24 protein-coding genes and 1 tRNA gene are annotated in these 23,778 nt (G+C 32.4%); 11 read left to right on the forward strand and 14 right to left on the reverse strand.

Annotation, left to right across the window (positions count from 1 at the left end; genetic code table 11):
• Positions 1-41: 41 nt before the first annotated feature.
• The 8 genes from gmk to ABNT22_RS04755 all read right to left on the reverse strand — a co-directional run bounded on the left by gmk (position 42) and on the right by ABNT22_RS04755 (position 5,088).
• Positions 42-614 (reverse strand): guanylate kinase, encoded by a 573-nt coding sequence (gene gmk / locus ABNT22_RS04720; RefSeq protein ID WP_348714595.1) that lies wholly within the window; start codon positions 612-614, stop codon positions 42-44.
• Positions 615-708: 94 nt separating this feature from the next.
• A complete protein-coding gene (locus ABNT22_RS04725) occupies positions 709-1,107 on the reverse strand; it encodes a VOC family protein (protein WP_348714597.1) in 399 nt (132 codons plus the stop codon).
• Positions 1,097-1,636, reverse strand: coding sequence for a YbhB/YbcL family Raf kinase inhibitor-like protein (locus tag ABNT22_RS04730; RefSeq protein ID WP_348714599.1), 540 nt, complete (start codon positions 1,634-1,636; stop codon positions 1,097-1,099). Before ABNT22_RS04730 ends, ABNT22_RS04725 begins: the two co-directional genes overlap by 11 nt.
• Before the next feature lie 93 nt (positions 1,637-1,729).
• Positions 1,730-2,557 (reverse strand): AraC family transcriptional regulator, encoded by an 828-nt coding sequence (locus ABNT22_RS04735; protein WP_348714602.1) that lies wholly within the window; start codon positions 2,555-2,557, stop codon positions 1,730-1,732.
• Positions 2,558-2,913: 356 nt separating this feature from the next.
• Positions 2,914-2,987 (reverse strand) — tRNA-Arg (locus tag ABNT22_RS04740).
• Between the two features lie 48 nt (positions 2,988-3,035).
• Positions 3,036-3,263: a putative signal transducing protein gene (locus ABNT22_RS04745; RefSeq protein ID WP_348714605.1), complete on the reverse strand. Its 228-nt coding sequence runs from the start codon at positions 3,261-3,263 to the stop codon at positions 3,036-3,038.
• Between the two features lie 19 nt (positions 3,264-3,282).
• Positions 3,283-3,435: an SsrA-binding protein gene (locus tag ABNT22_RS04750; protein ID WP_348714607.1), complete on the reverse strand. Its 153-nt coding sequence runs from the start codon at positions 3,433-3,435 to the stop codon at positions 3,283-3,285.
• Positions 3,436-3,759: 324 nt separating this feature from the next.
• Entirely contained in the window at positions 3,760-5,088 is a 1,329-nt protein-coding gene (locus ABNT22_RS04755) for a hypothetical protein (RefSeq protein WP_348714609.1), read from the reverse strand.
• A gap of 525 nt (positions 5,089-5,613) precedes the next feature.
• Between ABNT22_RS04755 and ABNT22_RS04760 the strand changes: the two genes are divergently transcribed.
• Complete coding sequence (locus ABNT22_RS04760) at positions 5,614-6,555, forward strand: calcium/sodium antiporter (RefSeq protein WP_348714611.1); 942 nt, start codon at positions 5,614-5,616, stop codon at positions 6,553-6,555.
• A 56-nt stretch (positions 6,556-6,611) separates the two neighbouring features.
• On the opposite strand, the gene ABNT22_RS04765 is transcribed toward ABNT22_RS04760, so the two are convergent.
• Positions 6,612-7,622, reverse strand: coding sequence for a glutamine synthetase beta-grasp domain-containing protein (locus tag ABNT22_RS04765; RefSeq protein WP_348714614.1), 1,011 nt, complete (start codon positions 7,620-7,622; stop codon positions 6,612-6,614).
• Positions 7,623-7,805: 183 nt separating this feature from the next.
• Between ABNT22_RS04765 and ABNT22_RS04770 the strand changes: the two genes are divergently transcribed.
• From ABNT22_RS04770 to ABNT22_RS04805, 8 genes are all read left to right on the forward strand, one after another.
• Positions 7,806-9,992: a glutamine synthetase III gene (locus ABNT22_RS04770; protein WP_348714616.1), complete on the forward strand. Its 2,187-nt coding sequence runs from the start codon at positions 7,806-7,808 to the stop codon at positions 9,990-9,992.
• 385 nt (positions 9,993-10,377) lie between these two features.
• Complete coding sequence (locus ABNT22_RS04775) at positions 10,378-12,093, forward strand: hypothetical protein (RefSeq protein WP_348714618.1); 1,716 nt, start codon at positions 10,378-10,380, stop codon at positions 12,091-12,093.
• A gap of 83 nt (positions 12,094-12,176) precedes the next feature.
• Positions 12,177-12,620, forward strand: coding sequence for a hypothetical protein (locus ABNT22_RS04780; RefSeq protein WP_348714621.1), 444 nt, complete (start codon positions 12,177-12,179; stop codon positions 12,618-12,620).
• Between the two features lie 17 nt (positions 12,621-12,637).
• Positions 12,638-13,357, forward strand: a complete 720-nt coding sequence (locus ABNT22_RS04785) for a CsgE family curli-type amyloid fiber assembly protein (RefSeq protein WP_348714623.1) — start codon at positions 12,638-12,640, stop codon at positions 13,355-13,357.
• Positions 13,358-13,360: 3 nt separating this feature from the next.
• The gene (locus ABNT22_RS04790) at positions 13,361-13,774 is read left to right on the forward strand and encodes a curli assembly protein CsgF (protein ID WP_348714626.1); all 414 of its coding nucleotides are present in this window, start codon (positions 13,361-13,363) and stop codon (positions 13,772-13,774) included.
• Between the two features lie 30 nt (positions 13,775-13,804).
• On the forward strand, positions 13,805-15,151 hold the full coding sequence (locus ABNT22_RS04795) for a CsgG/HfaB family protein (RefSeq protein WP_348714629.1): 1,347 nt from the start codon (positions 13,805-13,807) through the stop codon (positions 15,149-15,151).
• An 11-nt stretch (positions 15,152-15,162) separates the two neighbouring features.
• Positions 15,163-16,674 carry a carboxypeptidase regulatory-like domain-containing protein gene (locus tag ABNT22_RS04800; protein ID WP_348714631.1) on the forward strand — a complete coding sequence of 504 codons (1,512 nt, stop codon included), beginning with the start codon at positions 15,163-15,165 and terminating at the stop codon, positions 16,672-16,674.
• Between the two features lie 112 nt (positions 16,675-16,786).
• On the forward strand, positions 16,787-17,965 hold the full coding sequence (locus tag ABNT22_RS04805) for an AIR synthase related protein (RefSeq protein WP_348714634.1): 1,179 nt from the start codon (positions 16,787-16,789) through the stop codon (positions 17,963-17,965).
• 53 nt (positions 17,966-18,018) lie between these two features.
• Here the strand turns inward: ABNT22_RS04805 and ABNT22_RS04810 are convergent, their stop codons facing one another.
• The 5 genes from ABNT22_RS04810 to ABNT22_RS04830 all read right to left on the reverse strand — a co-directional run bounded on the left by ABNT22_RS04810 (position 18,019) and on the right by ABNT22_RS04830 (position 21,554).
• Positions 18,019-19,098, reverse strand: a complete 1,080-nt coding sequence (locus tag ABNT22_RS04810) for a hypothetical protein (RefSeq protein ID WP_348714637.1) — start codon at positions 19,096-19,098, stop codon at positions 18,019-18,021.
• 2 nt (positions 19,099-19,100) lie between these two features.
• Positions 19,101-19,664, reverse strand: a complete 564-nt coding sequence (locus tag ABNT22_RS04815) for a YceI family protein (RefSeq protein ID WP_348714639.1) — start codon at positions 19,662-19,664, stop codon at positions 19,101-19,103.
• Between the two features lie 141 nt (positions 19,665-19,805).
• Positions 19,806-20,369 carry a DUF4082 domain-containing protein gene (locus ABNT22_RS04820; RefSeq protein WP_348714640.1) on the reverse strand — a complete coding sequence of 188 codons (564 nt, stop codon included), beginning with the start codon at positions 20,367-20,369 and terminating at the stop codon, positions 19,806-19,808.
• Between the two features lie 88 nt (positions 20,370-20,457).
• On the reverse strand, positions 20,458-20,889 hold the full coding sequence (locus ABNT22_RS04825) for a DUF6265 family protein (protein ID WP_348714642.1): 432 nt from the start codon (positions 20,887-20,889) through the stop codon (positions 20,458-20,460).
• Between the two features lie 8 nt (positions 20,890-20,897).
• Positions 20,898-21,554, reverse strand: a complete 657-nt coding sequence (locus ABNT22_RS04830; protein ID WP_348714644.1) for an ATP-binding cassette domain-containing protein — start codon at positions 21,552-21,554, stop codon at positions 20,898-20,900.
• A gap of 378 nt (positions 21,555-21,932) precedes the next feature.
• Here ABNT22_RS04830 and prfA point away from each other — a divergent pair, with 378 nt between their 5' ends.
• Both prfA and rpsU read left to right on the forward strand, forming a co-directional pair.
• Positions 21,933-23,009, forward strand: a complete 1,077-nt coding sequence (prfA, locus tag ABNT22_RS04835) for a peptide chain release factor 1 (protein WP_348714646.1) — start codon at positions 21,933-21,935, stop codon at positions 23,007-23,009.
• 529 nt (positions 23,010-23,538) lie between these two features.
• A complete protein-coding gene (gene rpsU / locus ABNT22_RS04840) occupies positions 23,539-23,727 on the forward strand; it encodes a 30S ribosomal protein S21 (protein ID WP_299110134.1) in 189 nt (62 codons plus the stop codon).
• Positions 23,728-23,778 lie beyond the last annotated feature (51 nt).

Raw genomic sequence — 23,778 nt, forward strand, 5'->3', positions numbered from 1 at the left:
GCATTATATAAAAAAATCCACCTCTAGGGTGGATTTTTTGTTTATTGATTTAAAAAGGAATCTATAATTCGTTCTGCTTCTTTGGAGGAAATTTCAGGATTGTCGTTTACCAAAATAACATCAAAATCTTTGGCATATTCCATTTCTTTTTTGGCTTTACCTAATCTCGTTTGAAGCGTAGCTTCGGTTTCTGTTTTTCTATTTCTTAAACGATTCTCTAATTCTTCTATGGAGGGAGCTTTTACGAAAACGGAAAGAGCTTTATCTCCGAAGTACTTTTTTAAATTTAAGCCACCAATAACATCTACATCAAAAACAATTACTTTACCAGCCTTCCAAATACGTTGTACTTCAGATTTTAGAGTGCCGTAAAAATTGTCTTCATATACTTCTTCCCATTCAATAAATTCATTAGCAGCTATTTTTGATGTAAACTCTTCTACCGACAAGAAATAATAATCTTTGTCATTAGATTCAATGTTTCTTTTGGCTCTGCTACAGACAGAAATTGAAAAAGATAATTGATTGTTTACAGAAAGTAAGTGTTTGACAATAGTTGTTTTTCCTGCCCCCGAAGGTGCTGAAAAAATAACAACCTTCTCATTTTGTTTCATGCTATTTTTTATTTGGTTCTGCAAAAATACAATGAAAATTTTTTGGAATTGAAAAGCCTGAAACAAGTTCGGTTATTTCAGGCTCTTAAATGTTTTAGAAATTATAACTGGAAATTTCGATTAAGTTTTGATCTGGGTCTCTTGCATAAATAGAGCGTATGTCTCCTAAAGCTCCAGTTCTTTTAATGATGTCTGGATACATTTTTAAGTTGTTGAATTCTAGAATTTCTTTGACATCATTTAGAGGTATTGAAGTTATTAGACATAAGTCTGCGGTACCTGGCAGTGCAATAGTGGCTTTGGGTTCAATTTCTTCTCCTTTAATATGTAAATTGATTTTTTGATCTCCAAATTTTAATGCTTTTCTATTGTCTCCAAAAGAAATCAAATCCATATCTAATACTTCAGTATAAAAAACAATTGTTTTTTCTAAGTCATTTACAGTTAAGACTAAATGATCTAACCTTTGAATAGGTATCTTTTTATCTTTCATAATACATAACAATAGAAGACTTTGCTAAAGTATTTGCATTCAGATAATAACCTACTATTGCTGGATTTGTGTTTTTGTCTAAACCAAGTTTGTCTGTTTTTAAAGCGTAAACAGTGATTACGTATTGATGTGGTCCGTGACCTTCGGGTGGACAGGGTCCTCCGTAACCAGATTTACCAAAATTTGTAATGCTCTGTATGGCTTTTTTGGGTAATAGATTTGTTGAAATATTTCCTGCACCTGATTTAATTTTATTAATATTTGCGGGAATATCAAAAACTACCCAATGCCACCAACCACTACCAGTAGGAGCGTCTTTATCGTACATGGTAATTCCAAAACTCTTAGTTCCTTTTGGAGCATTGACCCAACTAAGAGCTGGTGATGTATTGTCGCCTGAGCAACCAAATCCATTGAATTCTTCTTTTTTGGTTGCTTGGCCTCCAATATCTGAACTGGACAATGTGAATGTTTGTGACCAAATAATACTTGGTAATGTAAATGCTAATAAGATAAGTACTCGTTTCATTTGCTTAGATTTTTAATTATTCTCTTTTGCAAATTTCAGAATGAAATGAATGTTTCTGTTAGCTGGTTTAGTTCAAAAAGTATACTAAAAAGTTCATTTTGAATGTTGTTGAAATTGTTTAGGAGTTATTCCGTATTCTTTTTTAAAGGCACTTATGTATCTTGATAAACTACCAAAGCCATATTTTAAGTAAATGTCAGAAGCTCTTAAATATTTGTCTTTTAAATCGTTCTTAGATAGTTCTAATCGTCTTTTTTTTATCCATTTAGAAGGAGTAGATTGATATTCTTGATAAAAGGCTCTTTTAAATGTAGACAAGCTCATATTACATAAAAAGGCTAACTCATCAACAGATAAACCTTTGGTTATATGTTTTTCAATTACCTGACGTAAACTAGAAGAATATCTGTCGGCTTTTAGAAAAGAGAAAAACTCATTTCCATAGGTTTCATAGCAGTAGATTAGTAGTTCTTCAATTTTAGCTTGCTGCATTCTATCTGAAGGAAGAATATTAAGAGATTTTATATAGAGTTTTATATAATTATCAAATGGTAAAACTCTGTATAGTTTAGTTTCATTATTTTCTTCATAGTTTATATTTATATTATACTTGTTTATGAACTCAAGTAAAAAATCGTTTGAAAAAGTAATAAGCTTGCTTCTATAATTGGAGCTTGTAGAAAGTGTTTCAGTCATTAAACAATTACCTCTTTTTACAATTAAAAAGTTTGAAGCTAAGATTTCTTCACTTTCATTTGAAGAATATATTTCTTTAACACCTTCCATTAAAAAACTGATGGTATAAAAATCAAACGATACTCTTTGTCTTGAAGAGATAATGTGATGTTCATAATCGATTATATAAGCATCTTTTTTAACTTCCTCACTTATTAGTTGTTCAGGTATGTTGATTATGCTCATTATAATTTTTATTGTAAATATACGAAGTCCTAGTTTCCGAAAACTTTTTTGTTGGTTTGTTTTAACTTATTACCAGAGCACAAATTTGAGATAGATAAAACGTTATTGTTAAACGTACTGTTTTGCTATGAAGGTATGAAACATTAAAAAACCCTTTAAAACTCAGTTTTAAAGGGTTTTTTCGTGACCTCGGCAGGAATTTTCATAGAACATCCTGACTGAACTCTCTTCTGTAAATAAGAAACCACACAGCTGTCGCTATTTGTTCTTTGTTTTATTCCAAAAGTTTCAAATTGAATTTGGTTTTTTCCATAAAAAAAAGAACCACACCATATGGTGTGGTTTCTTGCTTAATGTGACCTCGGCAGGATTCAAACCTGCAACCTCTTGAGCCGTAATCAAGTGCACTATTCAGTTATGCTACGAGGCCTAATGCGTTTGCGGGTGCAAATATACAGCTATTTTTTAATTGCAAAAATTATTTTTCAATTTCTTTTCTGAAATTTTCAATTACATTTTTAGCGCCCTCAAAATCAGAGTCAAAAATATGTAACTCGGCAGAATCTCCAAAGGTTCCAAATCCTGCAAGTCTTCCAGATTCTTTATCATCCTTAATAATAGAAGGAATACTAATTTGGTCTAATAAATAAGCCAACCTGTTTACTAAAATCGAGGTTCCTGTAAATATTTTAATATGTTCTTTCATAACGTTTAGGTTTTAAAGGTTAATCTAATGCATTTATGGTAACAAAAGCACGCCATCCAATAATGGCTAATTGAAATTTAGATGCTTTTGCAATGTCCAACTGTCTTTTGGTAAAAGACGGTAAAAGAACTTTGTTTAGTTTGGCTAAAAACTTAAATAATTGTTTTTTCATTAAGTAGTTGATTTACTATCAAAAATAATGAAAAAATCTTTAAAACTAGAGTGGTAGCTTCACTCTAGTTGTAGTTTTTCTTTTTCTTTCTTGTTGTTGGTTAGTCGGTGTTAACTTCCCGTGATAACAAATTTCCCTTCGTATGTGTTTTCTTTTTTAGCTTTTCATAGAAAGCGTACGCTGTTGTTGTGTTTTTTTGGTTTCTTTTTCTTTCTTGTTGTTGGTCAGTTGGTGTCAACTTCCTTTAATAACAAACTTCCCCTTTGTGTTGTTTTCTTTTTCTAGCAATTCATTAAAAGCGTACGCTGTGTCTCTTTTTCTTTTTTATTTCTTTTTCTCCATCATTTTCTTGGCTAATTCAGCACCAATTAACGATTGTAATAAGTTGCCATTGTTTCCATTTTTACTTCCTTCAATGTAGGTAGAAGGTAGTTTTAAATCTTTAATTTGTTGCGCAACTCCTACTGCAGTTTTATACTCCCATTCAGCACGTTCTTGAGGGGTTAATCCTGCACTTACTAATTTTGCATTTTCATAGTATTGAGCATCCGCAGCAACTTTTTTACTTTTCGCTTTAAATTGCTCTACTTCATATTGTTTTTTCTCTTTGATTAAGTTAAACTCAGCAACTTTCGCTTCTGTTTCAGCAGCAATGGTTTGTTGAATTTGTGCTTTTTCTAAACGGGCTCTTTCTTTTGCTTTTTCAGCTTCTCCTTTTGCTTTTTCTTTTTGAGCACGATAAAATTCACGCTCTGCTTGTTGTTTTTCTAATTGTGTTTGTGCAACTTCTTCTTTTTGCAATTGTAAGCGGTTGTCAAAAGTCTCTTCCCAATCAATCTCATTTACCACAGCTTGCACTACTGTTAATCCGTATGACTTTAACGAGTTTCCTTTAACACGTACTGGTTCACCATTTGACATTTTAATTCTAAATCTTTTTTGACGAGATTCTTTGTTAGGTACAGTTCTTACAATTGTACTGTCTCCAATAATGTCTGGCTTTTGATTTTCAACATACTCTTCTAAAACATACATTCCGTTTTCTAATTGGTCTTGAAAATACCTGTCAAAATCAGCCGCTTGTCCTGAGATATAATCTTGTGCAGCCATTAACTTACACGTGTTTTTTATAGATTGATCTATGTTGGGTATAATACGAGAACGTATTAAGTTCTTTTCGGTTTTATTTCTGTCTGCAACCGATAAAAACTGTTCTTTGTCGGTAGTATTGATACTAATTACAATTGAGGTTGCAATTTGCCCCTTTACCGCGTCGTTGAATTCCCACTGTCTTGCTTTGTCTACATAAGCATATTGACTTTGGTCACCTAACTTTCCATTTTCATTAGGAATAACATATTTGATAGGGATTTCAAACTGAATAGGAATCAATCTTCCCCACATTTTTGTTTTTATTCCTTGTTGAAATACCGCTTTTTGTCCTCCCCAAGGGTATTGAACAGCATAGGCAGTACCTGGTTCAGCGTAAAAAAACATTCCTGTAATAATACTCATCACCACCCCAATAATAATAAACTGAATACTTCTTTGTGTGGTAAACCAGTCTATGACTTTGTTGTTTTTGATAATTGATTTTAAAATAATAGCCACCACTCCCATGATGACTAACAAAATTCCAATAATTGTTAGCATAATAATAGTTGAATTAATATAGTTGATTTAAAAAAATTGTTGAACGATTTCAGTTGCAATTTGAACGGCAAAAATAGCTAGTTTTAATATAATAGTAATCATTAATAGTATAGTGTTTTTATGTGTTAAAATAGTTTGATTTCGATATTGTTTTTCGAATATATGAGGTTGCAAATGTTTGTACCAAATGGTTTGAAAAGAATTAATTTATTTGGATTGATAAATGAAGTTTAAAAAGTTGATTAAGTTTTAATGTGTAACTAATGTTTCTTGAAAAAAATAATGTATTGTAAGTTTAAAATGGTTTTAGTGTTTTAAAGTGTAATGAAATAAAGGAGCTTTTTTGGCGCTTTTAAAAAAGTAAAGGAACAAACGCTTTTTTTTAGGAAGATTTTTGCCTTTTGATTTTTTTCAATCCAACTCGAACTGATAAAAATCATTGTTTATGTGGAGTAATTTTTTTAGTCTTTTTAATTTGAAAAAGGGATTGAACAAAAAGAGTATCTTCGCAGAAAAAAAACGTACATGAGTATTTTATACATAATCGGTGGATTAATATTGTTGGTTTTAGGAGGAAATTGGTTGTTAAAAGCAGCAGTAGGATTATCATTAAGATTAAACATACCTAAAATAGTAATTGGTATGACCGTGGTTTCTTTTGCTACCTCGGCACCAGAATTAATTGTTAGTATAAAATCAGCTTTAGATGGGGCAACTGGTTTAGCAGTAGGGAATGTAATAGGTTCTAATATTGCCAATATTGGATTGGTTTTAGGAATTACCGTAATACTATCTTCTATCAATGTAGAAAAAAGTTTTTATAAAACTGATTGGCCAGTAATGATGGTGGCCTCTTTATTATTGTACTTTTTTATTGTAAATGACAGAACCATTCAATCCTATGAAGGAATGATTTTATTTGGAATGCTAGTGGTATTCCTAGTATACTTATTACGTTTTCAAAAACAGGCTGTGGTAGACGAGATGCCAGAAGATGATGAGGAGTTACCTTTATATAAGGTAGTATTGTTTTTAGCAGTAGGAGGTTTTGGATTATGGGCAGGATCGGAGTTGTTAATAGACGGTTCAGTAAGCTTGGCTAAAAATATGGGAGTAAGTGATGCGGTAATTGGAGTTACAGTAGTTTCTGTAGGAACCAGTGTTCCTGAGTTAGCAGCTTCTATAATTGCGGTTTTAAAGAAAGAAAAAGCCATCTCATTAGGAAATTTAATTGGTTCTAATGTGTTTAATATTTTGGCAGTTTTAGGAATTACGGCAATGATTACTCCAATCGAAGTAAAATCAGACGCCTTGAGCTTAATTAATAATGATATTTATTGGATGTTAGCCATTTCATTCATTGTGTTACCATTGGTATTTATACCTAAAGGATTACGCTTAGGATGGCGAGATGGAATCATTTTACTTGGAGCCTATATTTTCTTTGTATATCAAACATTAACATAAAAGAAAAATCCCGCAATTGCGGGATTTTTTTATGAATTCAAAAACTAAAAACCTACTTAGATTTTTGCGCTTTTTACAGTGTCAATAATTCTTCCAGCTACTTTGTATGGATCAGCATTAGAAGCAGGTCTTCTGTCTTCTAACCATCCTTTCCAACCTTGCTCAACAGTAATAATTGGAATTCTAATAGAAGCACCACGGTCAGATACACCATAGCTAAAATCGTTGATAGAAGCTGTTTCGTGTAAACCAGTTAAACGCTGGTCGTTATATTCACCATATACTGCAATGTGTTCTTTAGTTACTGGTCTGAAAGCTTCACATACTTTTTCATACGTTTCTTGACTACCACAAGTTCTTAATAAAGTATTAGAGAAGTTTGCGTGCATACCAGAACCATTCCAATCTCCTTTTACTGGTTTTGGATGGTACTCAATGTAGTATCCATATTTTTCAGTTAATCTGTCTAGTAAGTAACGAGCTACCCAAATTTCGTCTCCAGCTTTTTTAGCACCTTTTGCAAATAATTGGAATTCCCATTGTCCAGAAGCAACCTCCTGGTTAATTCCTTCAAAAGTTAATCCCGCAGCAATACATAAATCAGCATGCTCCTCAACGAAATCACGTCCGTGTGTATTTTTACCACCTACAGAACAGTAGTACATACCTTGTGGACCAGGATAACCTCCAATAGGGAATCCTAAAGGTAATTGTGTGTGAGTATCCATAATGAAGTACTCTTGTTCAAAACCAAACCAAAAATCGTTGTCATCATCATCTATATTAGCACGCCCGTTTGATATGTGTGGTGTTCCATCAGCATTTAAAACTTCTGTCATTACTAAAAATCCATTCTCGCGAGCTGGGTCTGGATAAATAGCTACAGGTTTTAATAAACAATCAGAATCTCCTCCTTCAGCTTGTCTAGTTGACGAACCGTCAAAAGACCAAATTGGACAATCTTCTAACTTTCCACTAAAATCTTCTACAACTTTAGTTTTACTACGCATGTTTTGAGTTGGATAATATCCATCTAACCAAATATATTCTAATTTAGATCTAGTCATGATTTTTGTTTTGTTATTGTTTTTGAACTAATTATGATGCAAATATGTGGTATTTTTTTTATACCCTAAAATTTTTAGGGGTATTTTTGAAAAAGTTAACCTTAATTTAAATTTAACCCTCAAAAAAATAGGGTTAAAATTATTTTTAATACTTTTGATGTGGTTTAACGGTAAAAAAACAAAATGTCTACAATTCGATTTAGAGCTTTAGAGCAAACCTTACATAGGAAACCGATTTTGATTGAAGAGAAGGGAAGAAGATCAGAACTTTTTGCTCAAAATGTATTTAATGAGCAAGCCATGCGCAGACATATGACGAAAGAAGCATATAATGCGGTTCAAAATGCCATTGAGTTTGGTTCTAAAATAGATAGAGGAATTGCAGATCAAATAGCGTTAAGTATGAAAGAGTGGGCACTCTTAAAAGGAGCAACACACTATACACACTGGTTTCAACCTTTAACAGGAGCAACCGCAGAAAAGCACGATGCCTTTTTTGAACCTATTGATGGAGGAGGAGCCATGGAACGTTTTGATGGCGGACAATTGGTGCAGCAAGAACCTGACGCTTCAAGTTTTCCGCATGGAGGAATTAGAAACACCTTTGAAGCACGTGGATATACCGCTTGGGATCCTACATCACCAGCCTTTATATATGGTACTACTTTATGTATTCCTACTGTATTTGTTGCTTATACAGGTGAGGCATTAGATTATAAGACACCTTTATTAAGAGCTTTGCATGAAGTTGATAAGGCTGCTACTGCTGTAGCAAAATATTTTGATAAGAATGTAAACAAGGTAAATGCTACCTTAGGTTGGGAACAAGAATATTTCTTAATTGATATGGCGTTGGCAAAATCGCGCCCAGATATTAGCTTAACAGGGAGAACTTTGTTAGGACATTCTTCAGCAAAAGGACAACAATTAGACGATCATTATTTTGGAACCATTCCTACGCGTATTTTAAATTTTATGCGCGATTTGGAACAAGAGAGTTTATTGTTAGGAATTCCTGTAAAAACAAGGCATAACGAAGTAGCGCCCAATCAGTTTGAATTAGCACCTATTTTTGAAGAAGCAAACTTAGCAGTAGATCATAACTCCTTATTAATGGATGTTATGAAGAAGGTTGCAGAAAGACATGCTTTTAAAGTATTGTTTCATGAAAAGCCTTTTGCAGGAGTTAATGGATCTGGAAAGCATAACAACTGGTCGTTGGCAACCAATACAGGAGTAAACTTATTAAGTCCCGGAAAAACGCCAATGCGAAACCTAGAATTTCTAACCTTTTTTATCAATACTATCAAAGCAGTAAATGATTATGAAGAATTGTTAAGAGCTTCTATAGCGAGTGCAAGTAACGATCATAGGTTAGGAGCTAATGAAGCACCACCTGCTATTATTTCTGTTTTTATAGGATCGCAATTATCTGCTGTTCTAGATGAACTTGAAAATGTTACCAAAGGAAAAATTTCTCCAAAAGAAATGACCGATTTAAAATTAAATGTGGTTGGTAAAATTCCAGAGATACTTTTAGACAATACAGATAGAAATAGAACTTCTCCATTTGCTTTTACAGGAAACAAGTTTGAATTTAGAGCGGTAGGATCAACTGCAAATTGTGCCAATGCAATGACCGTATTGAATACCATTGTTGCGAAACAGTTAACAGCATTTAAAAAAGAAGTAGATGCTTATATTGAAAAACATTCTGTTAAAAAGGATGATGCCATTTTTAATGTGTTAAGAGAATATATCAAAGCATCAAAGAGAATACGTTTTGAAGGAAATGGTTATGGAAAGGAATGGGAAAAAGAAGCGAAGAAAAGAAAACTAAGCAATCATAAAACAACTCCCGAAGCATTACGAGCAAAGGTTTCAGAGGCTACTATTAAATTATATGAAGAAATGCATATAATGAATGAAGTAGAATGTAAAGCACGATATGAAATAGAAATAGAAGAATATACTTTACGTTTACAAATAGAGTCGAGAGTACTAGGAGATATTGCTAGAAATCACGTAGTTCCAACGGCTATACGCTATCAGAATATATTGGTAGATAATGTAAAAGGATTGAAAGATATTTATGGAGATTCTTTTAAAACCATTGCCAAAGAACAAATGATGATTATCGAATCGATATCAATACATATAGAAAAGATAAATCATTTGATTAACCTAATGATTGAAGAGAGAAAGAAAGCAAATGCCTTAAAAAACTCAGAGAAAAAAGCAGTTCATTATTGCAATAAGGTAAAACCGTATTTTGAAGAAATACGTTACCATTGTGATAAATTAGAGCTAATTGTAGATGATAATTTATGGCCCTTAGCGAAGTATAGAGAACTGCTTTTTACGCGATAATTGGTGTAGAAAAACGGTTTTTGAACAGGGAAATCCTTTTTTTTAAAAAGGGGGATTTTCCTGTTTTTTGTTTTTTAGAAGAAGTCTAAACCTCAGTGTTTGTAATCATTACAGCAAAAATTCGACGAGTTGAACTCGTTTTTTTAAGATTTCGATAATAAATTTTGTAAATTAGCAAAGCTTAAACGTTTAAACAAGTGAATCTTACAACCTGCCCTAAGGTTGTTGAAATGTGAAAGAAGACACCACTCCCAAAATCGCTTTTACATTTTCCCTGTAATTTTAAATACCCTTATAATTATTTGAAGCTATCGGTTACATAATACCACTATGTTAACCCTAGGATAGACTTTGTTTTAACTATTGTATTTTAAAATTATTAATCATGAAAAAATTATTTTTTGTACTAGCTTTTTTACTAGTAGGGGCCATGGCTTACGGACAAGGAGAGCCAGCTAAAGCTAAAAAAGCAAAAAGGGCAGTAACAGCCCAACCAGTTGATTGTTTAGATTGTGAAATCGAAAAAATGGGACCTGAAGAAAGAGGTGCCGATGTAAATACAAATAAGCTTACTCAAACAGGTTTGAGTAATAGCGCAACTGTTTTACAAATAGGATTAGGGAACAAATCAACTGTAGACCAAGATGGTAAAAATCAATCTTTTACTGGAGGATATGATAACGATGTAAAAGTTTATCAAAGAGGAACTAAAAACGAAACCTATATCGACCAAAATGGTGATATGAACACAGGAAGAGTTACTCAATTTGGTGAAATGAACTACGCTGAGCAAAAAGTAGGTGTAGGATATGCTGAAAACAATACAGCAACATCGTATCAAAGTGGAAAGAAGAATACATCTTTACAAGAGCAATATTACGATAATAATGAAGCTCACGTAATTCAAGATGGAGAAGAAAACTATGCTAAACAATACCAAAGTTCTGGTGCCGATGGAGTAGCAGGATCTTATGCTTGGGCAAGACAAGACGGGTATCGTAATATGTCTGAACAAGTTCAGAATGGAAGCGATAATAGCTCTATTGTAGACCAAGATGGTAGTTATAATATGGCACATACTAACCAAGCAACTTCTTCTGGAGGAGAAAACGATTCTGATATAGAACAAGACGGAAGAGCAAATTTAGCTTGTGTAGATCAAGTGGCGTCATATGGAGGAGATAATGACTCAGATATTGATCAAGATGGATATAGAAATAGAGCTTCTGTTAAGCAATCTTCTACAGGTCGTTTTGCCGATAATGATTCAGACATCGATCAAGAAGGAAGATATAACAAAGCAGCTGTAGACCAAACTGGTTATTATGGAGATAATGATTCTGATATCGATCAAGATGGTACTTTAAATCGTGCATCTGCAAGACAAGTAGCATCTTCTGGAGGAGATAACGATTCAGATATCGATCAGGACGGATGGAGAAACAGAGCTGTTGTAGATCAAAGAGCTTCAACAAGAGGAGATAATGATTCAGATATTGATCAAGAATCTTCAAGATATGGAAATTACGCTTCAGTAATTCAAAGAGCATCTTACTATGGAGATAATGATTCAGATATTGATCAAGATGGAAATAGAAATAGTGCTGTAGTAAACCAATACGCTAGAGGATATTCTGCTGACAATGATTCAGATATCGATCAAGAAGGGTATAGAAATTATGCATCTGTAAGACAAACTGCATATACTCGTAGTGATAACGACTCTGATATTAATCAGGATGGAAGGTATAATAGAGCTATGGTAGAGCAAAGCGCTTCTACTGGAGGAGATAATGATTCAGATATTGACCAAGACGGAACAGCAAATTTTGCATCGGCTTTACAAAGAGCATCTAGAGGAGGAATGAATACTTCAGAAATCGATCAAGATGGTTATAGAAATTCGGCTTGTGTAGACCAAAGTGCGCGTGGAGGATTCAATGAGTCTGATATACTTCAAAGTGGTTCTTTTAATAGTGCTTCTGTTGTTCAAACTTCATTACCTGGATACAGTAATACAAGTTGTATTACTCAAACAGGTAGAGGAAATTCTGCTTGTGTACAACAAACAGGAACTCCTGTATCAGGAGGAGGACTATAGGGTTTAGATAGTTAAAGTGAAATAATTAATGGAGAGTGAGCTTGGTTTTCAAGCTCCTCTCTTAATAATCAAAATATAAAGACATGAGGTTTCTATTAATTTTTGGAATACTTTTTTTCAGCACCAACATGCTGTGGAGTCAGGAAACTTCTAATAAGGATAGAGAAGTATTGTTTATTCAGCAAATTGATTTGGCGTCAATTAACCAAAATAATAATGATACCAGTAATTTAACTATAGGAAGAAACAATCTTAATCAGAATCATCAATTTATCATTACTCAAATAGGAGAAGGAAATTTATTGAATATAAAAGCAGGAATTAATGATTTTCAAACCGTAAAACAAACAGGAGCTAAAAACTACTACAACTTTATAGATTATTACAATTCTAGAAGATCAGATATCAACGTTTTACAAGAAGGAACTGCAAATTCACTGCATGTGTATGGAACAAATTCTTTTACAGATAAAATAAAGATTTACCAGAAGTCAGACTATAAAACAATTACCATTCGAAATTTCTAATTAAGAACTTTGAAAAAATGAATTTATATACAAGTTGTTTCGTTTTTTTTCTCTGCATTTCTGCAGTTGTGTTTTCTCAAGAAGAAACCAATATTGTTGGGAAAATACAAGTTTTAAAAAATGACAATTTTATCAATTTAAAAGCAGAAGTAATTAATGATGGTGTTTTGTTTGTTGATGAGTTGAGCTATAATCTGGTAGCTTTAAAAAAAGATGTAAGAGGTAATTTTTCAAATAACAAACAATCGGGAGAATTTTCGATTAAACCCAATGAGAAAAAGGAATTAGCCCTTATAAGATTAAACGTAAACAAAAAGGAGGAGTTAAGAGCATTTCTATTTATAAAACACAAAGACAAACTCATTTCTAGAGATACCTTTTCATTAGGAGGAGTAAAAAAAGTGAAAAAAGAAGTAGGAAAAATTAACGAATCTAATTTTATAATTAAAGGATTGGTTATTGACGAGGCAATAACAAAAATAGGGAAGGACTTTTACGATTTTTTTTATCAAACCTACCTGTTGTCTGGAATAAAATATCCTTTCATAATTAAAATAAAAGAAAGACCGGGGCTAACAAGAACAACCAACATTAGTGTTGAAGTTGAGGATAATATGATTTTTGAATTTAGATCCAATCCAAGTGAAGACTATCTGAAAGAAATAGTTAATGTATCACTTGCAAGATTAAGGGTGTACGCAAAACAAAGAAGAGTTTTGAAAAGTCAAAAAATTTAAAGTATGAGAAAAAAGATATATTGCTTACTACTACCATTGCTGTTTTTTAGTGTTTCTGCAATTTCGCAAACATTAACCTACAGACCTATAAGTCCATTTTTTGGAGGAAATAACCCATTTGCATACCAGCAATTATTGGCTTCTGCAAATGCACAAAACGATTTTCAAGAAAATAATGATGGCTTAGAACAACAATCTGACCTAGACAATTTTACGGAAAGTTTGAACAGACAGTTGTTAAATACGCTTTCAAATAATTTGTTTCAAGAACAATTTGGAGATCAAGAACTAACGGTTGGAACCTATGTGTTTGGATCATTAGCGGTAGAAATTTCTCCAACAACAGGCGGATTGTTAGTAAATATATTAAATACAGAAACAGGAGAGCAAACTCAAATTGTGATACCTGGAAATTAAAAAAACGTAAACTAACCAAACTTAACCTCTATGAGAAAAGCATTATTAGCAGTATGTTTTAGTTTGATACTACTTATGTTAACAGGTTGTGGTGCATATTTTAATCAACCATTTAACCAAACTAAAGCAAGAATTGGTGAAAGCACTTCTTCATTCAACAATTTAGTGAAAGAATTCTCTCCTAAAGAGAAGATAATTGTTGGTGTTTATAAATTTAGAGATCAAACAGGGCAATACAAACCAGCAGAAAACGGATCTACTTTTAGTACGGCTGTAACACAAGGGGGAACAGCAATTTTACTAAAGTCGTTAGAAGAATCGAAATGGTTTAAGCCTATTGAACGAGAAAATATAGCAAACTTACTTAACGAACGACAAATTATACGATCTACTCGTCAAGAATATGAAGGGAACAAATCTAAAAAAATGCCTCCATTATTATTTGCTGGAATCATTTTAGAAGGAGGGGTTGTTTCATATGATTCAAACATTATTACAGGTGGTTCAGGTTTGCGTTATTTTGGAGTTGGAGGATCTAATCAGTACAGAGAAGATAGAATTACGGTGTATTTAAGAGCGGTATCTACTTCAAATGGTGAAATTCTTAAAAACGTATATGTATCAAAAACTATTTTATCTCAAGGGATTTCTGCCAATTTATATCGATTTGTTTCCTTAAGAAGACTTCTAGAAGCTGAAACAGGAGTAACAAAAACTGAACCGACCCAATTAGCAGTAAAATCGGCAATTGATAAAGCAGTTGAACAATTAATTATTGAAGGTGTAGCGGAAGGTTTGTGGAATGTAAATGGAGGAAAACAAGTAAGAGATTTGTTTCGTAAACAAGTAGATACAGAAAAAACAACGGCAAAAAACACCTTACTTTATAATAGAAAACAAGAAGAACGAAGAGGTAGACTATCAGCCGGAGCAGGGATGGGGGTTTCAAGAATTCAAGGAGACTACACAAATCCAACGTATCAATTTGGTTTTGATTTAAAAGCTAAATATACGTTTGATGATCGGAGGTTTAACTTCTGGGGAACGATTGGAAGGTTTGAATTAGAAAATAAAGGAAGCTTTCATCAAACTTTTATAACCTCAGGTTTAAATTTTGAATATGTAGTGCTTCCAAGAGACCGTTTAAGCCCTTATGTGTATACTGGAATTGGTTCAATTTCAACAAAAAATTTAAGTCAAACATTTTTTAAAATTCAAGGAGGAGTTGGACTAGAATACTTAATTACCAACAAGTTTGGAATTTATATAAATGGTGAAGGAAATATGCTTACAAGAGATGACCTTGATGGGCAAGTTGTAGGCGAGAAGAATGATTTAGTTTGGCGTTTCGGGTTTGGTTTTAATATCTATCTATAAAATAAAATAGTATGAAAAAAAAGTTACACATAATAGGCCTTCTTTTTGTTTTAGCATTGTTTGTACAATGCGGAGAAGATGGCTCAATTGGCCTAGTTGAATTTGGAAATTTAACAGGTAAAGTAGTGAAGAAATCTAATTTTGAACCTTTAGAGAATGTAAAAATAACGCTATCACCATCGAACAATACAACCTTTACAGATGCTGATGGTAATTTTTCATTTACAGGAATTGAAGCACAAGATTATTCTGTTCAAGCTGCCAAAGATGGATATTTAGATAAGTTTGAAGGAGCAACGGTAAATAAAGAAAATGCAGTAAATGTAGTGTTAGAAATGGAAATTTCTACAGCACTTAATCAAGCACCTACCAAACCAAACTTACTGACACCTTCTGATGGAACTATCGATTTAAACAATGTTGTGAATTTAACATGGGAATCTACAGATCCAGATGGAGATGAACTGACCTTTGTTATAGAGTTACGTAATGATATAGATAGCGAGGTTAAAAAATACGAAGACATTAAAGAGTTGGCTTTTGAACTAACTGATTTGAAATTTGGTGTAAAATATTTTTGGCAAGTTTTAGCGTCAGATGGTATCAATCAACCTGTATCAAGTTCAGTATTTTCTTTTACAGTGAAAGAAGATCCCGGAAATCGTTTTTTCTATGTTAGAAATGAAAATGGGAATAGTGTAATTTATTCTGGAAGTTTCAATGCGCAAAACGGAAGTGCCATCAATGAAATTAGATTAACTTCAGAAAATGCAAACTCATGGAGACCACGTAAGAGCAATGCTGCTGGTTTGATAGCATTCTTAAGAACCGATAGTAACGAAGCACATATATTTACAATGAAAGCTAATGGAAATGATGTGCAAAAAGTAACATCTTCAGTTCCAGTAGCAGGATTTAATTTAAATGAAATGGACTTTTCTTGGTCGCCAAATGGTGATAAATTGATATATCCAAGTTTTGGAAAATTATACATGATTAATAAAGATGGTACCGGTTTACAAATGATATACGAAACTACAGACGGAAGTTTAATTTCTGAGTGTGATTGGAGTGAAGATGGAAGTACAATAGCCTTAAAAACGAATGACTCAAATGGATACAATGGTTCAATTTTTACTATTGATGTAAACGGAAATGTGTTAAATACAGTGGTTTCTGGAGTTATTGGAGCTTTAGGAGGATTAAATTTATCAGCTTCTGGTAACCAATTATTATATGCGAGAGATATTTCTGATTTTCAATCAGCTAATTATAGGCAATTAGATACGAGAGTTTTTATCTACAATTTTACAACAATGATGAATACACCAGTATCGGCCGACCAAAAAACAGCGGGAACCAATGATTTGGATCCTAGATTTTCCCCGAATGAAGCAGAGGTGATTTTTATGAACACGTCTAATGATGGAATTTCTCAAATGAATGTGGTCAAAACTAACCTAGCTGGTAATATTCAAAGAGTAGAATTATTTCAAAATGCTTCAATGCCAGATTGGGAGTAAAGCTACTTTTGAATATACAAAAAAGCCGAATGAAAAATCATTCGGTTTTTTTATGGTGGCAATTTTATAAAAACTAAATTTGCAACAACAACACAACAACACAACAACAAAAATGAGTCAAGAAATTTCAAAACGCTACGCACAACGTGGTGTTTCTGCATCAAAAGAAGATGTTCATAATGCAATTAAGAACATTGATAAAGGATTATTTCCAAAAGCTTTCTGTAAAATTGTTCCAGATTATTTAACAAACGATGAAGATTATTGTTTAATAATGCATGCTGATGGAGCGGGAACCAAAAGTTCTTTAGCCTATATGTATTGGAAAGAAACAGGAGATGTTTCTGTATGGAAAGGAATTGCACAAGATGCTTTAATAATGAATATTGATGACTTATTATGTGTAGGTGCAACTGATAATATTATGTTATCTTCTACTATTGGAAGAAATAAAAACCTGATTCCTGGTGAGGTAATTTCTGCAATTATTAATGGTACAGAAGAGTTGATTTCTGAATTAAAGGAGTTTGGAGTTACTATTCATTCTACTGGAGGTGAAACAGCAGATGTAGGAGATTTGGTACGTACCATTATTGTTGATTCTACGGTAACAGCTCGTATGAAAAGAGCAGACGTTATTGATAATGCTAATATCCAAGCAGGAGATGTAATTGTTGGTTTAGAATCATTCGGACAAGCATCTTATGAGAAAGAATATAACGGAGGTATGGGATCAAATGGTTTAACATCTGCACGTCATGATGTTTTTCATAAATATTTAGCAGATAAATATCCAGAAAGTTTTGATGCCGCTGTTCCTTCTGAATTGGTGTATTCTGGAGGTATTAAGTTAACAGATGAGGTAGAAGATGCTCCTATTGATGCAGGAAAATTAGTCTTATCTCCTACAAGAACTTATGCCCCAATTATCAAAGAAATTGTATCGAAGTATAATGCTGATAAGGTACATGGAATGATACATTGTAGTGGAGGAGCGCAAACAAAAATTTTACATTTTGTAGATGATTTACATATTGTAAAAGATAATATGTTTCCAATTCCACCATTATTTAAATTAATTCAAGAGCAGTCTAAAACTGATTGGAAGGAAATGTATCAAGTATTTAATTGCGGACATCGTATGGAATTATATGTGTCTCCTGAAGTGGCAGAAGATATTGTTGCTATTTCAAAATCGTATAACGTAAATGCTCAAGTTATAGGAAGAGTAGAGGCGTCTGAAACTAAAAAACTTACTATAAAGAGTGCTTATGGTACTTTTGAATATTAAGATATTATAAACAAGCTATAAAAAAGCCTCAGATTTTTCTGAGGCTTTTTTTATTAATTACATTCAGGTCTATTTAGCTTTATTTTACCTAACATGTTCCATGTTTCATGTTCAAAAGGTTTTGGTGAAAGCTTAAAAAATAACATTGTTTTTTGCTTAACCTTACAATAAGTAGTTTCAATAAACACCTTTAATTTAATTGGTTTATGGGTAGCAAAACGATCAAAGGTTTTAATACTTCCAATAAAAAGATTTGTTGATTCTGAATTTTTAATTTCAGTCAAATGAACAACTGCTTTATGAGCATCCATATTTTTATTAACGCCAACTCCGTTTAATCCATCAAAATACTTTTCTAAATTGCTCATAAGTTCTTGAGCATCGATCCTTTTTGAATGATCTAGATTCCAAGCAAAAGTATAAGACCAAAAGTTTGGATGCTTCGGGTCTCTCCAACCTTTTGGAGGAAAACGTACTTCGGCAATTCCTTTGTAGTGTATGTTTTTTGCAAAGCGTATAGGGAAAGGAAAATCCTCTTTAGCCCATGAAGTATCAAGTTGAATAAGATTTTTACTTGTTTCTTTTATGGTAACCTTATCCAATTGATTCCATATAGGGTTGGTTTTGTCTTTTGGAGATATACGAAATGTGATCGTTGATATAAGATCTTTTTTAGAGTATTGTTGACTACCAGAAATGTTCAAAGTAATTACTTTACCTGTATGAAAGCCATCAAATACGATCATTTTTCCTGTGAAACCATTGTTTTTTTCTTTTAAAAAGACTTTAGGTTCTGGAAATTCTTGTGCCCAATGATTAGGTTTCATTAAACCATCAAAATAGTTTTTAAAACCTTTACTGATTTCTTTTAGTGCAAGAGCTTTAGAACTTTCTATTTTCCATCCCATTACCAAAGACCAAAAGTCATCGCTTTTAGCATCCGACCAGTTCGGAGCGAAAAGAAGTTCTTCAAAACCTGTAAATTTTACATCTGGAGCCCATTTTACTGGAAATTTAATAACTTCTTGTTTCCAACCATTTGGGTTTTCAAAAATTGAGAGAGTTTCCTTTTTTTGAGCATGTCCCATACCTACAAACAGGACGGTTGCAAAAACGAATACTATTTTTTTCATGCTTATAATTTTACTGACACTTCAAAACCAATTCCGTCTGAAATAGCACCATCTTTAAATTTACTTGTGTAATTAACATTCCATAATCTTCTATTAATTTTGAATCGAGTTTTCATCTCTTTTCGCTCATAATTAAAAGAAGCCCTAAAGTTAATAGGTTTTGTGATTTCTTTAAGTGTTAAATTAGCTTCAATTCTGGCTTGGGAGGTGTCGAAGTATTCAACTTTGGTAATTTTGAGTTGCGCCAGAGGGTATTTTGTTACATCAAAAAAGTCTGGGTCTTTCAAATGGTTTAGTAAGCTCAGTTTACCTTTTTTGTCTTGAATATCGCTGTTGCTCATGGAATTCATGTCAATAATGAATTCACCCCCTGTTATTTTGCCATCTGTTTTAACGAAATGTCCTTCTTTAAAGTTAATAAATCCATCATGTCCTCCAAAGTAAAATGTATACTCTCCTATCCATTTAATACTACTCTTTGTAGTATTTATATGTAATTTTTCTTGTGCATTGCTTTGAGTGATAAAGAAAAAAGCACTCATAAAAATGATGATCATTGTTCTCATTTGATTTAATTTTAAATTCAGGCTAAAACTATTTTAGTAGGATTTAAAAAATGTCAAACGAATGCAAAAGAAGTGCAAACAGATGTAAAATATTAATAAAATAAGGTGTTTTGACGTTCGTAACTAATCTTTAGAGATGTTTTAATCGTTTGGAACAAATTCAATATCAACCATGCCTAGATAAGAAGTGGTTGAGAAGGTTGTAGGAAGCATTTGTGAAGTTCCTAAATAACTACCATATCCTTTAACTAAAACATCACCGATATCTGATGGAAAGATAGCTGCTCCTCCTTTATTGAAAACATAATAATCACTGGTATTCACAGAAACAAAATAATCAACACTAGAAGTTATTGCGATAGGAGAAATTTCTTCGGTAGAAATTAATCCATTGCTAGATTGTACTTCTTGGGTAAGTAATAACTCTTCGGTTTCAAAATTCCATAAGGAAACACGATAACTACCATTGGCAGGAACACGGATACTTACCGATTTTATTTTTCCGTTTTTAAAGGTTTTGAATTTATAACCTACTTCAAAGGTGTTTGGACTATTTACGGTAGATTGTAAATCTAAAATACCATTTTCTATCAACGCCTTCATAGGATACTGAGAGGCTTGTTCAGGCGTAGTATCATCATCTTTACCACAACTTAGTAAGATGAATAGAAACAAAAGGAGGTAATGTGTTACGTTGTTTTTCATGTCTTAAGTTGTTGTTTTTCAATAGGTAAGATAATGAAAAAAAACGAGAATACTTTGATTTATAGGGTTTTATAAAATCCTATGAGAACTAATCTAAGGATTGAAAAACGAAATCAATATGAAATTCTTCATTGGCTACTTTTGCTTTTAAATATTCTTTGGATTTCCAATAAGTAATAATCTTAGGAAATTCATTCTTATGGTTTTCTGCTGTAAAAGAAGTATCTGTTTGCTGGGTAATAGCAAATAAAGTAGGTGATTGGTTAACTCCTGTAACTTGTAAAAATAAAGAATCGTTTTTAGTGATTATATGTAGTATCTCTTTAAAAGTTGTATCCTTTTGCTTTAAAGTAAAACCTAGTCCAGATAAATCTTTATTCCAAAATTCATAAGTAGTATGATTAGGCTTATTATTAAGGCGTTTCCATTTTCCAATTAACCATTTTGGTTTTTGCTCTTTTGATTGGTGTTTACAAGAAGCCATTGTTGTTATAATTAGGAGTGCTAGTAGAAGTCTCATGAGAATTTTTATAAAGTGTTGATATATTGATGACGAATTAACTCCTTTGGAGAGGACACTAATTTACTCCAACCATCTTTAATAAGATATAAAGTATCTGAAATTTCAATGATCTCCTTATATAAATGATCAGTAATGATAATCGTTTTATGTTGTTTCTCCCGTTCAAATATTTCCTTGAGTTTTTGGATATGTAAGGGAGCTAGGTGAGAAAAAGGTTCATCTAATAAAACAATTTCAGCACTGGATACTAACATGATGTAAGTTTCTATAAGTCGTCTTTCTCCTCCAGAGAATTCTCCAAAACATAAATCTTCTTGGTTCTTAAAATTAGGGAAATCAATAAAGAAATCAGTTAAAGAAACATTGAAAAAATAAAATCCTTTTTTTAATGAAAACTCTTTTGGAATGATGTTGAACTGAGGTAAATATTTTACAATCCCTTTTTTATACAAAGGAGATAATAGAGGCTTGCTATTGAGCCTGATAAGTTTACTTTTAGGTTGTAGTTCGCCAAAGATAATTCTGAGTAAAGAAGTTTTACCACAGCCATTACGTCCTAGAATACCTGTAATTTTTCCTTTTTGAGCTTTTAGATAGATGGCTCTCAGAATTTCTTTACTGCCAAAGTTAAGTTCAACGTTGTCTATTTCTAAAATATCCATTTTATAATTAGGTTTATACAAACTAAAAGGAAAAAGTTAAGAAAGAAAATAAAGGAGTATAACTTGAATTCTGTTAATCCGAAATTATAATAAAAATATAGGGTTTGTTTTTTTCTGTCGTTGATAAAACGGTGGTAAAACCAAGTAGTAATAACAGCAGTAATTAATGCAATTAATACCCAGAAAAAAGCCTTTAGTTTTAATAGTATAAATAGAGAAAAAGCTAAAGACAGGAAAAACTTTGTCCTATAAAAAAGAAAATAGAGTCTTAATTTTTTCACAGCAGTATCTAAGTTTAAAATCAAATATACTTAAAAGAAGGATTCAAATTAAAATCCGATAAAAAATTGTAAATTCGCACTCCAAGAAAAGAGTAAGATGTTAGATAAGTTACAGATAGTAAAACAACGTTTTGATGAGGTTTCAGACTTAATCATCCAACCCGATGTTATTTCTGATCAGAAGCGTTACGTACAATTAAATAAAGAATATAAAGATTTAGGAAAGGTAGTTAAGAAAGCTAATGAGTACGAAACTTTATTGAACAATATAGAGGAAGCTAAAGAAATTATTGCCGATGGAAGCGATGCTGAAATGGTAGAAATGGCAAAAATGGAAATGGATGAGGCGAAAAGTCGTATTCCTGCTTTAGAAGAAGAAATGAAATTCTTATTAATTCCAAAAGATCCAGAAGATGGTAAAAATGCAGTAGTTGAATTACGTGCTGGTACAGGTGGTGATGAAGCAAGTATTTTTGCAGGAGATTTATTTAGAATGTACAACAAGTACTGTGAAGGAAGAGGTTGGAATGTATCTGTGGTAGATTACTCTGAAGGAACCAATGGTGGATTTAAAGAAATTCAGTTTGAAGTTTCTGGAGAAGATGTATATGGAACCTTAAAGTTTGAAGCTGGAGTACACCGTGTACAACGTGTACCTCAAACAGAAACTCAGGGACGTGTACATACCTCTGCAGCGACATGTATGGTGTTTCCAGAAGCAGAAGAATTTGATGTAGAAATTAATCCTAAAGATGTACGTATAGATTATTTCTGTTCTTCAGGGCCAGGAGGTCAATCGGTGAATACAACCTATTCAGCGGTACGTTTAACACACATTCCAACTGGGTTAGTAGCTCAATGTCAAGATCAAAAGTCTCAACACAAGAATAAGGAAAAAGCGTTTAGAGTTTTACGTTCTCGTTTATACGATTTAGAATTGGCTAAAAAGCAAGCAGAAGATGCGGCGAAACGTGGTTCAATGGTAACTTCGGGTGACCGTTCTGCAAAAATTAGAACTTATAACTACCCACAAGGTCGTGTAACTGATCATAGAATTGGATTGACCTTATATGATTTACAAAATATTGTAAATGGAGATATTCAAAAAATTATAGATGAATTAATGCTCGCTGAAAACACTTCTAAATTAAAAGAGTTAGGAGAAACAATATAAATGAAAAAGCAACCTTAAATAGGTTGCTTTTTTTATGAAACTGTTAGTTTAATAGATAAAAACCACACCCAAGGGGGTGCGGTGATAAATTAGGGGATAGAACTAATCAATAATGATTAATTAATTATATCAACCTAACTTGTTGATTTAAAGATAGGTAAAAAAATGTTAAAAAACAAAGCAAAGTATTGGTTTTCAGAAGATTTACATTTTAATAAGTTGTTAAGTTGTAAGGAGTACAATAATTTGTCAGTTCTTTAAATAAGCGGTACATTCGCTGTACTGATATTCTATTCTGTATTAAGGTAGATTCTACAATTATTTTAAAGGTAATTATTTCACTTTCTCATAGTTCAGTAATACCTAGTTTTTAGTGGTGGTTTTTTTTAGTTTGTAAAAGCGAACTCTTTTTATATCATAGGACTTCACGTATAGGAGTTTTATTTCTTGCTTTATTCATAACATTTCATTGAACTGTTTATAATAATTGCTTGATGTAAGCTAAGTATTAATTTATAAATCATAAACCATGTTAAAGATTATTGTAAAAGAAGGTGAGAATATTGATAGAGCCTTAAAGCGTTATAAACGTAAGTATAGAAATGTGAAAATATTGCAAGAGCTAAGAGAACGCAAGCAGTATACAAAGCCATCAGTAGCAAGAAGAGCTGAGGTTAAGAAAGCAGCTTACAAGGAGCAACTGTTTAAACAAGAATAGTATACATAAAAAAGAGCTACTTTCAAGTAGCTCTTTTTTATTAAGTGTAGT

Origin of the sequence: Tenacibaculum sp. 190130A14a, from assembly GCF_964048965.1 — a bacterium.
GTDB classification, from domain to species: domain Bacteria; phylum Bacteroidota; class Bacteroidia; order Flavobacteriales; family Flavobacteriaceae; genus Polaribacter; species Polaribacter polynesiense.

Bases quoted from the DNA above. Each gene is read 5' to 3' on its own strand.
- ABNT22_RS04735 (WP_348714602.1), bottom strand. From the start codon at position 2,557: ATGAGCATAATCAACATACCTGAACAACTAATAAGTGAGGAAGTTAAA.
- ABNT22_RS04760 (WP_348714611.1), top strand. From the start codon at position 5,614: ATGAGTATTTTATACATAATCGGTGGATTAATATTGTTGGTTTTAGGA.
- ABNT22_RS04815 (WP_348714639.1), bottom strand. From the start codon at position 19,664: ATGAGAACAATGATCATCATTTTTATGAGTGCTTTTTTCTTTATCACT.
- ABNT22_RS04775 (WP_348714618.1), top strand. From the start codon at position 10,378: ATGAAAAAATTATTTTTTGTACTAGCTTTTTTACTAGTAGGGGCCATG.
- ABNT22_RS04820 (WP_348714640.1), bottom strand. From the start codon at position 20,369: ATGAAAAACAACGTAACACATTACCTCCTTTTGTTTCTATTCATCTTA.
- ABNT22_RS04800 (WP_348714631.1), top strand. From the start codon at position 15,163: ATGAAAAAAAAGTTACACATAATAGGCCTTCTTTTTGTTTTAGCATTG.
- rpsU (WP_299110134.1), top strand. From the start codon at position 23,539: ATGTTAAAGATTATTGTAAAAGAAGGTGAGAATATTGATAGAGCCTTA.
- ABNT22_RS04805 (WP_348714634.1), top strand. From the start codon at position 16,787: ATGAGTCAAGAAATTTCAAAACGCTACGCACAACGTGGTGTTTCTGCA.
- ABNT22_RS04790 (WP_348714626.1), top strand. From the start codon at position 13,361: ATGAGAAAAAAGATATATTGCTTACTACTACCATTGCTGTTTTTTAGT.
- ABNT22_RS04725 (WP_348714597.1), bottom strand. From the start codon at position 1,107: ATGAAAGATAAAAAGATACCTATTCAAAGGTTAGATCATTTAGTCTTA.
- ABNT22_RS04795 (WP_348714629.1), top strand. From the start codon at position 13,805: ATGAGAAAAGCATTATTAGCAGTATGTTTTAGTTTGATACTACTTATG.
- ABNT22_RS04745 (WP_348714605.1), bottom strand. From the start codon at position 3,263: ATGAAAGAACATATTAAAATATTTACAGGAACCTCGATTTTAGTAAAC.
- ABNT22_RS04750 (WP_348714607.1), bottom strand. From the start codon at position 3,435: ATGAAAAAACAATTATTTAAGTTTTTAGCCAAACTAAACAAAGTTCTT.
- ABNT22_RS04765 (WP_348714614.1), bottom strand. From the start codon at position 7,622: ATGACTAGATCTAAATTAGAATATATTTGGTTAGATGGATATTATCCA.
- ABNT22_RS04730 (WP_348714599.1), bottom strand. From the start codon at position 1,636: ATGAAACGAGTACTTATCTTATTAGCATTTACATTACCAAGTATTATT.
- ABNT22_RS04825 (WP_348714642.1), bottom strand. From the start codon at position 20,889: ATGAGACTTCTACTAGCACTCCTAATTATAACAACAATGGCTTCTTGT.
- ABNT22_RS04830 (WP_348714644.1), bottom strand. From the start codon at position 21,554: ATGGATATTTTAGAAATAGACAACGTTGAACTTAACTTTGGCAGTAAA.
- ABNT22_RS04755 (WP_348714609.1), bottom strand. From the start codon at position 5,088: ATGCTAACAATTATTGGAATTTTGTTAGTCATCATGGGAGTGGTGGCT.
- ABNT22_RS04785 (WP_348714623.1), top strand. From the start codon at position 12,638: ATGAATTTATATACAAGTTGTTTCGTTTTTTTTCTCTGCATTTCTGCA.
- ABNT22_RS04770 (WP_348714616.1), top strand. From the start codon at position 7,806: ATGTCTACAATTCGATTTAGAGCTTTAGAGCAAACCTTACATAGGAAA.
- prfA (WP_348714646.1), top strand. From the start codon at position 21,933: ATGTTAGATAAGTTACAGATAGTAAAACAACGTTTTGATGAGGTTTCA.
- ABNT22_RS04780 (WP_348714621.1), top strand. From the start codon at position 12,177: ATGAGGTTTCTATTAATTTTTGGAATACTTTTTTTCAGCACCAACATG.
- gmk (WP_348714595.1), bottom strand. From the start codon at position 614: ATGAAACAAAATGAGAAGGTTGTTATTTTTTCAGCACCTTCGGGGGCA.
- ABNT22_RS04810 (WP_348714637.1), bottom strand. From the start codon at position 19,098: ATGAAAAAAATAGTATTCGTTTTTGCAACCGTCCTGTTTGTAGGTATG.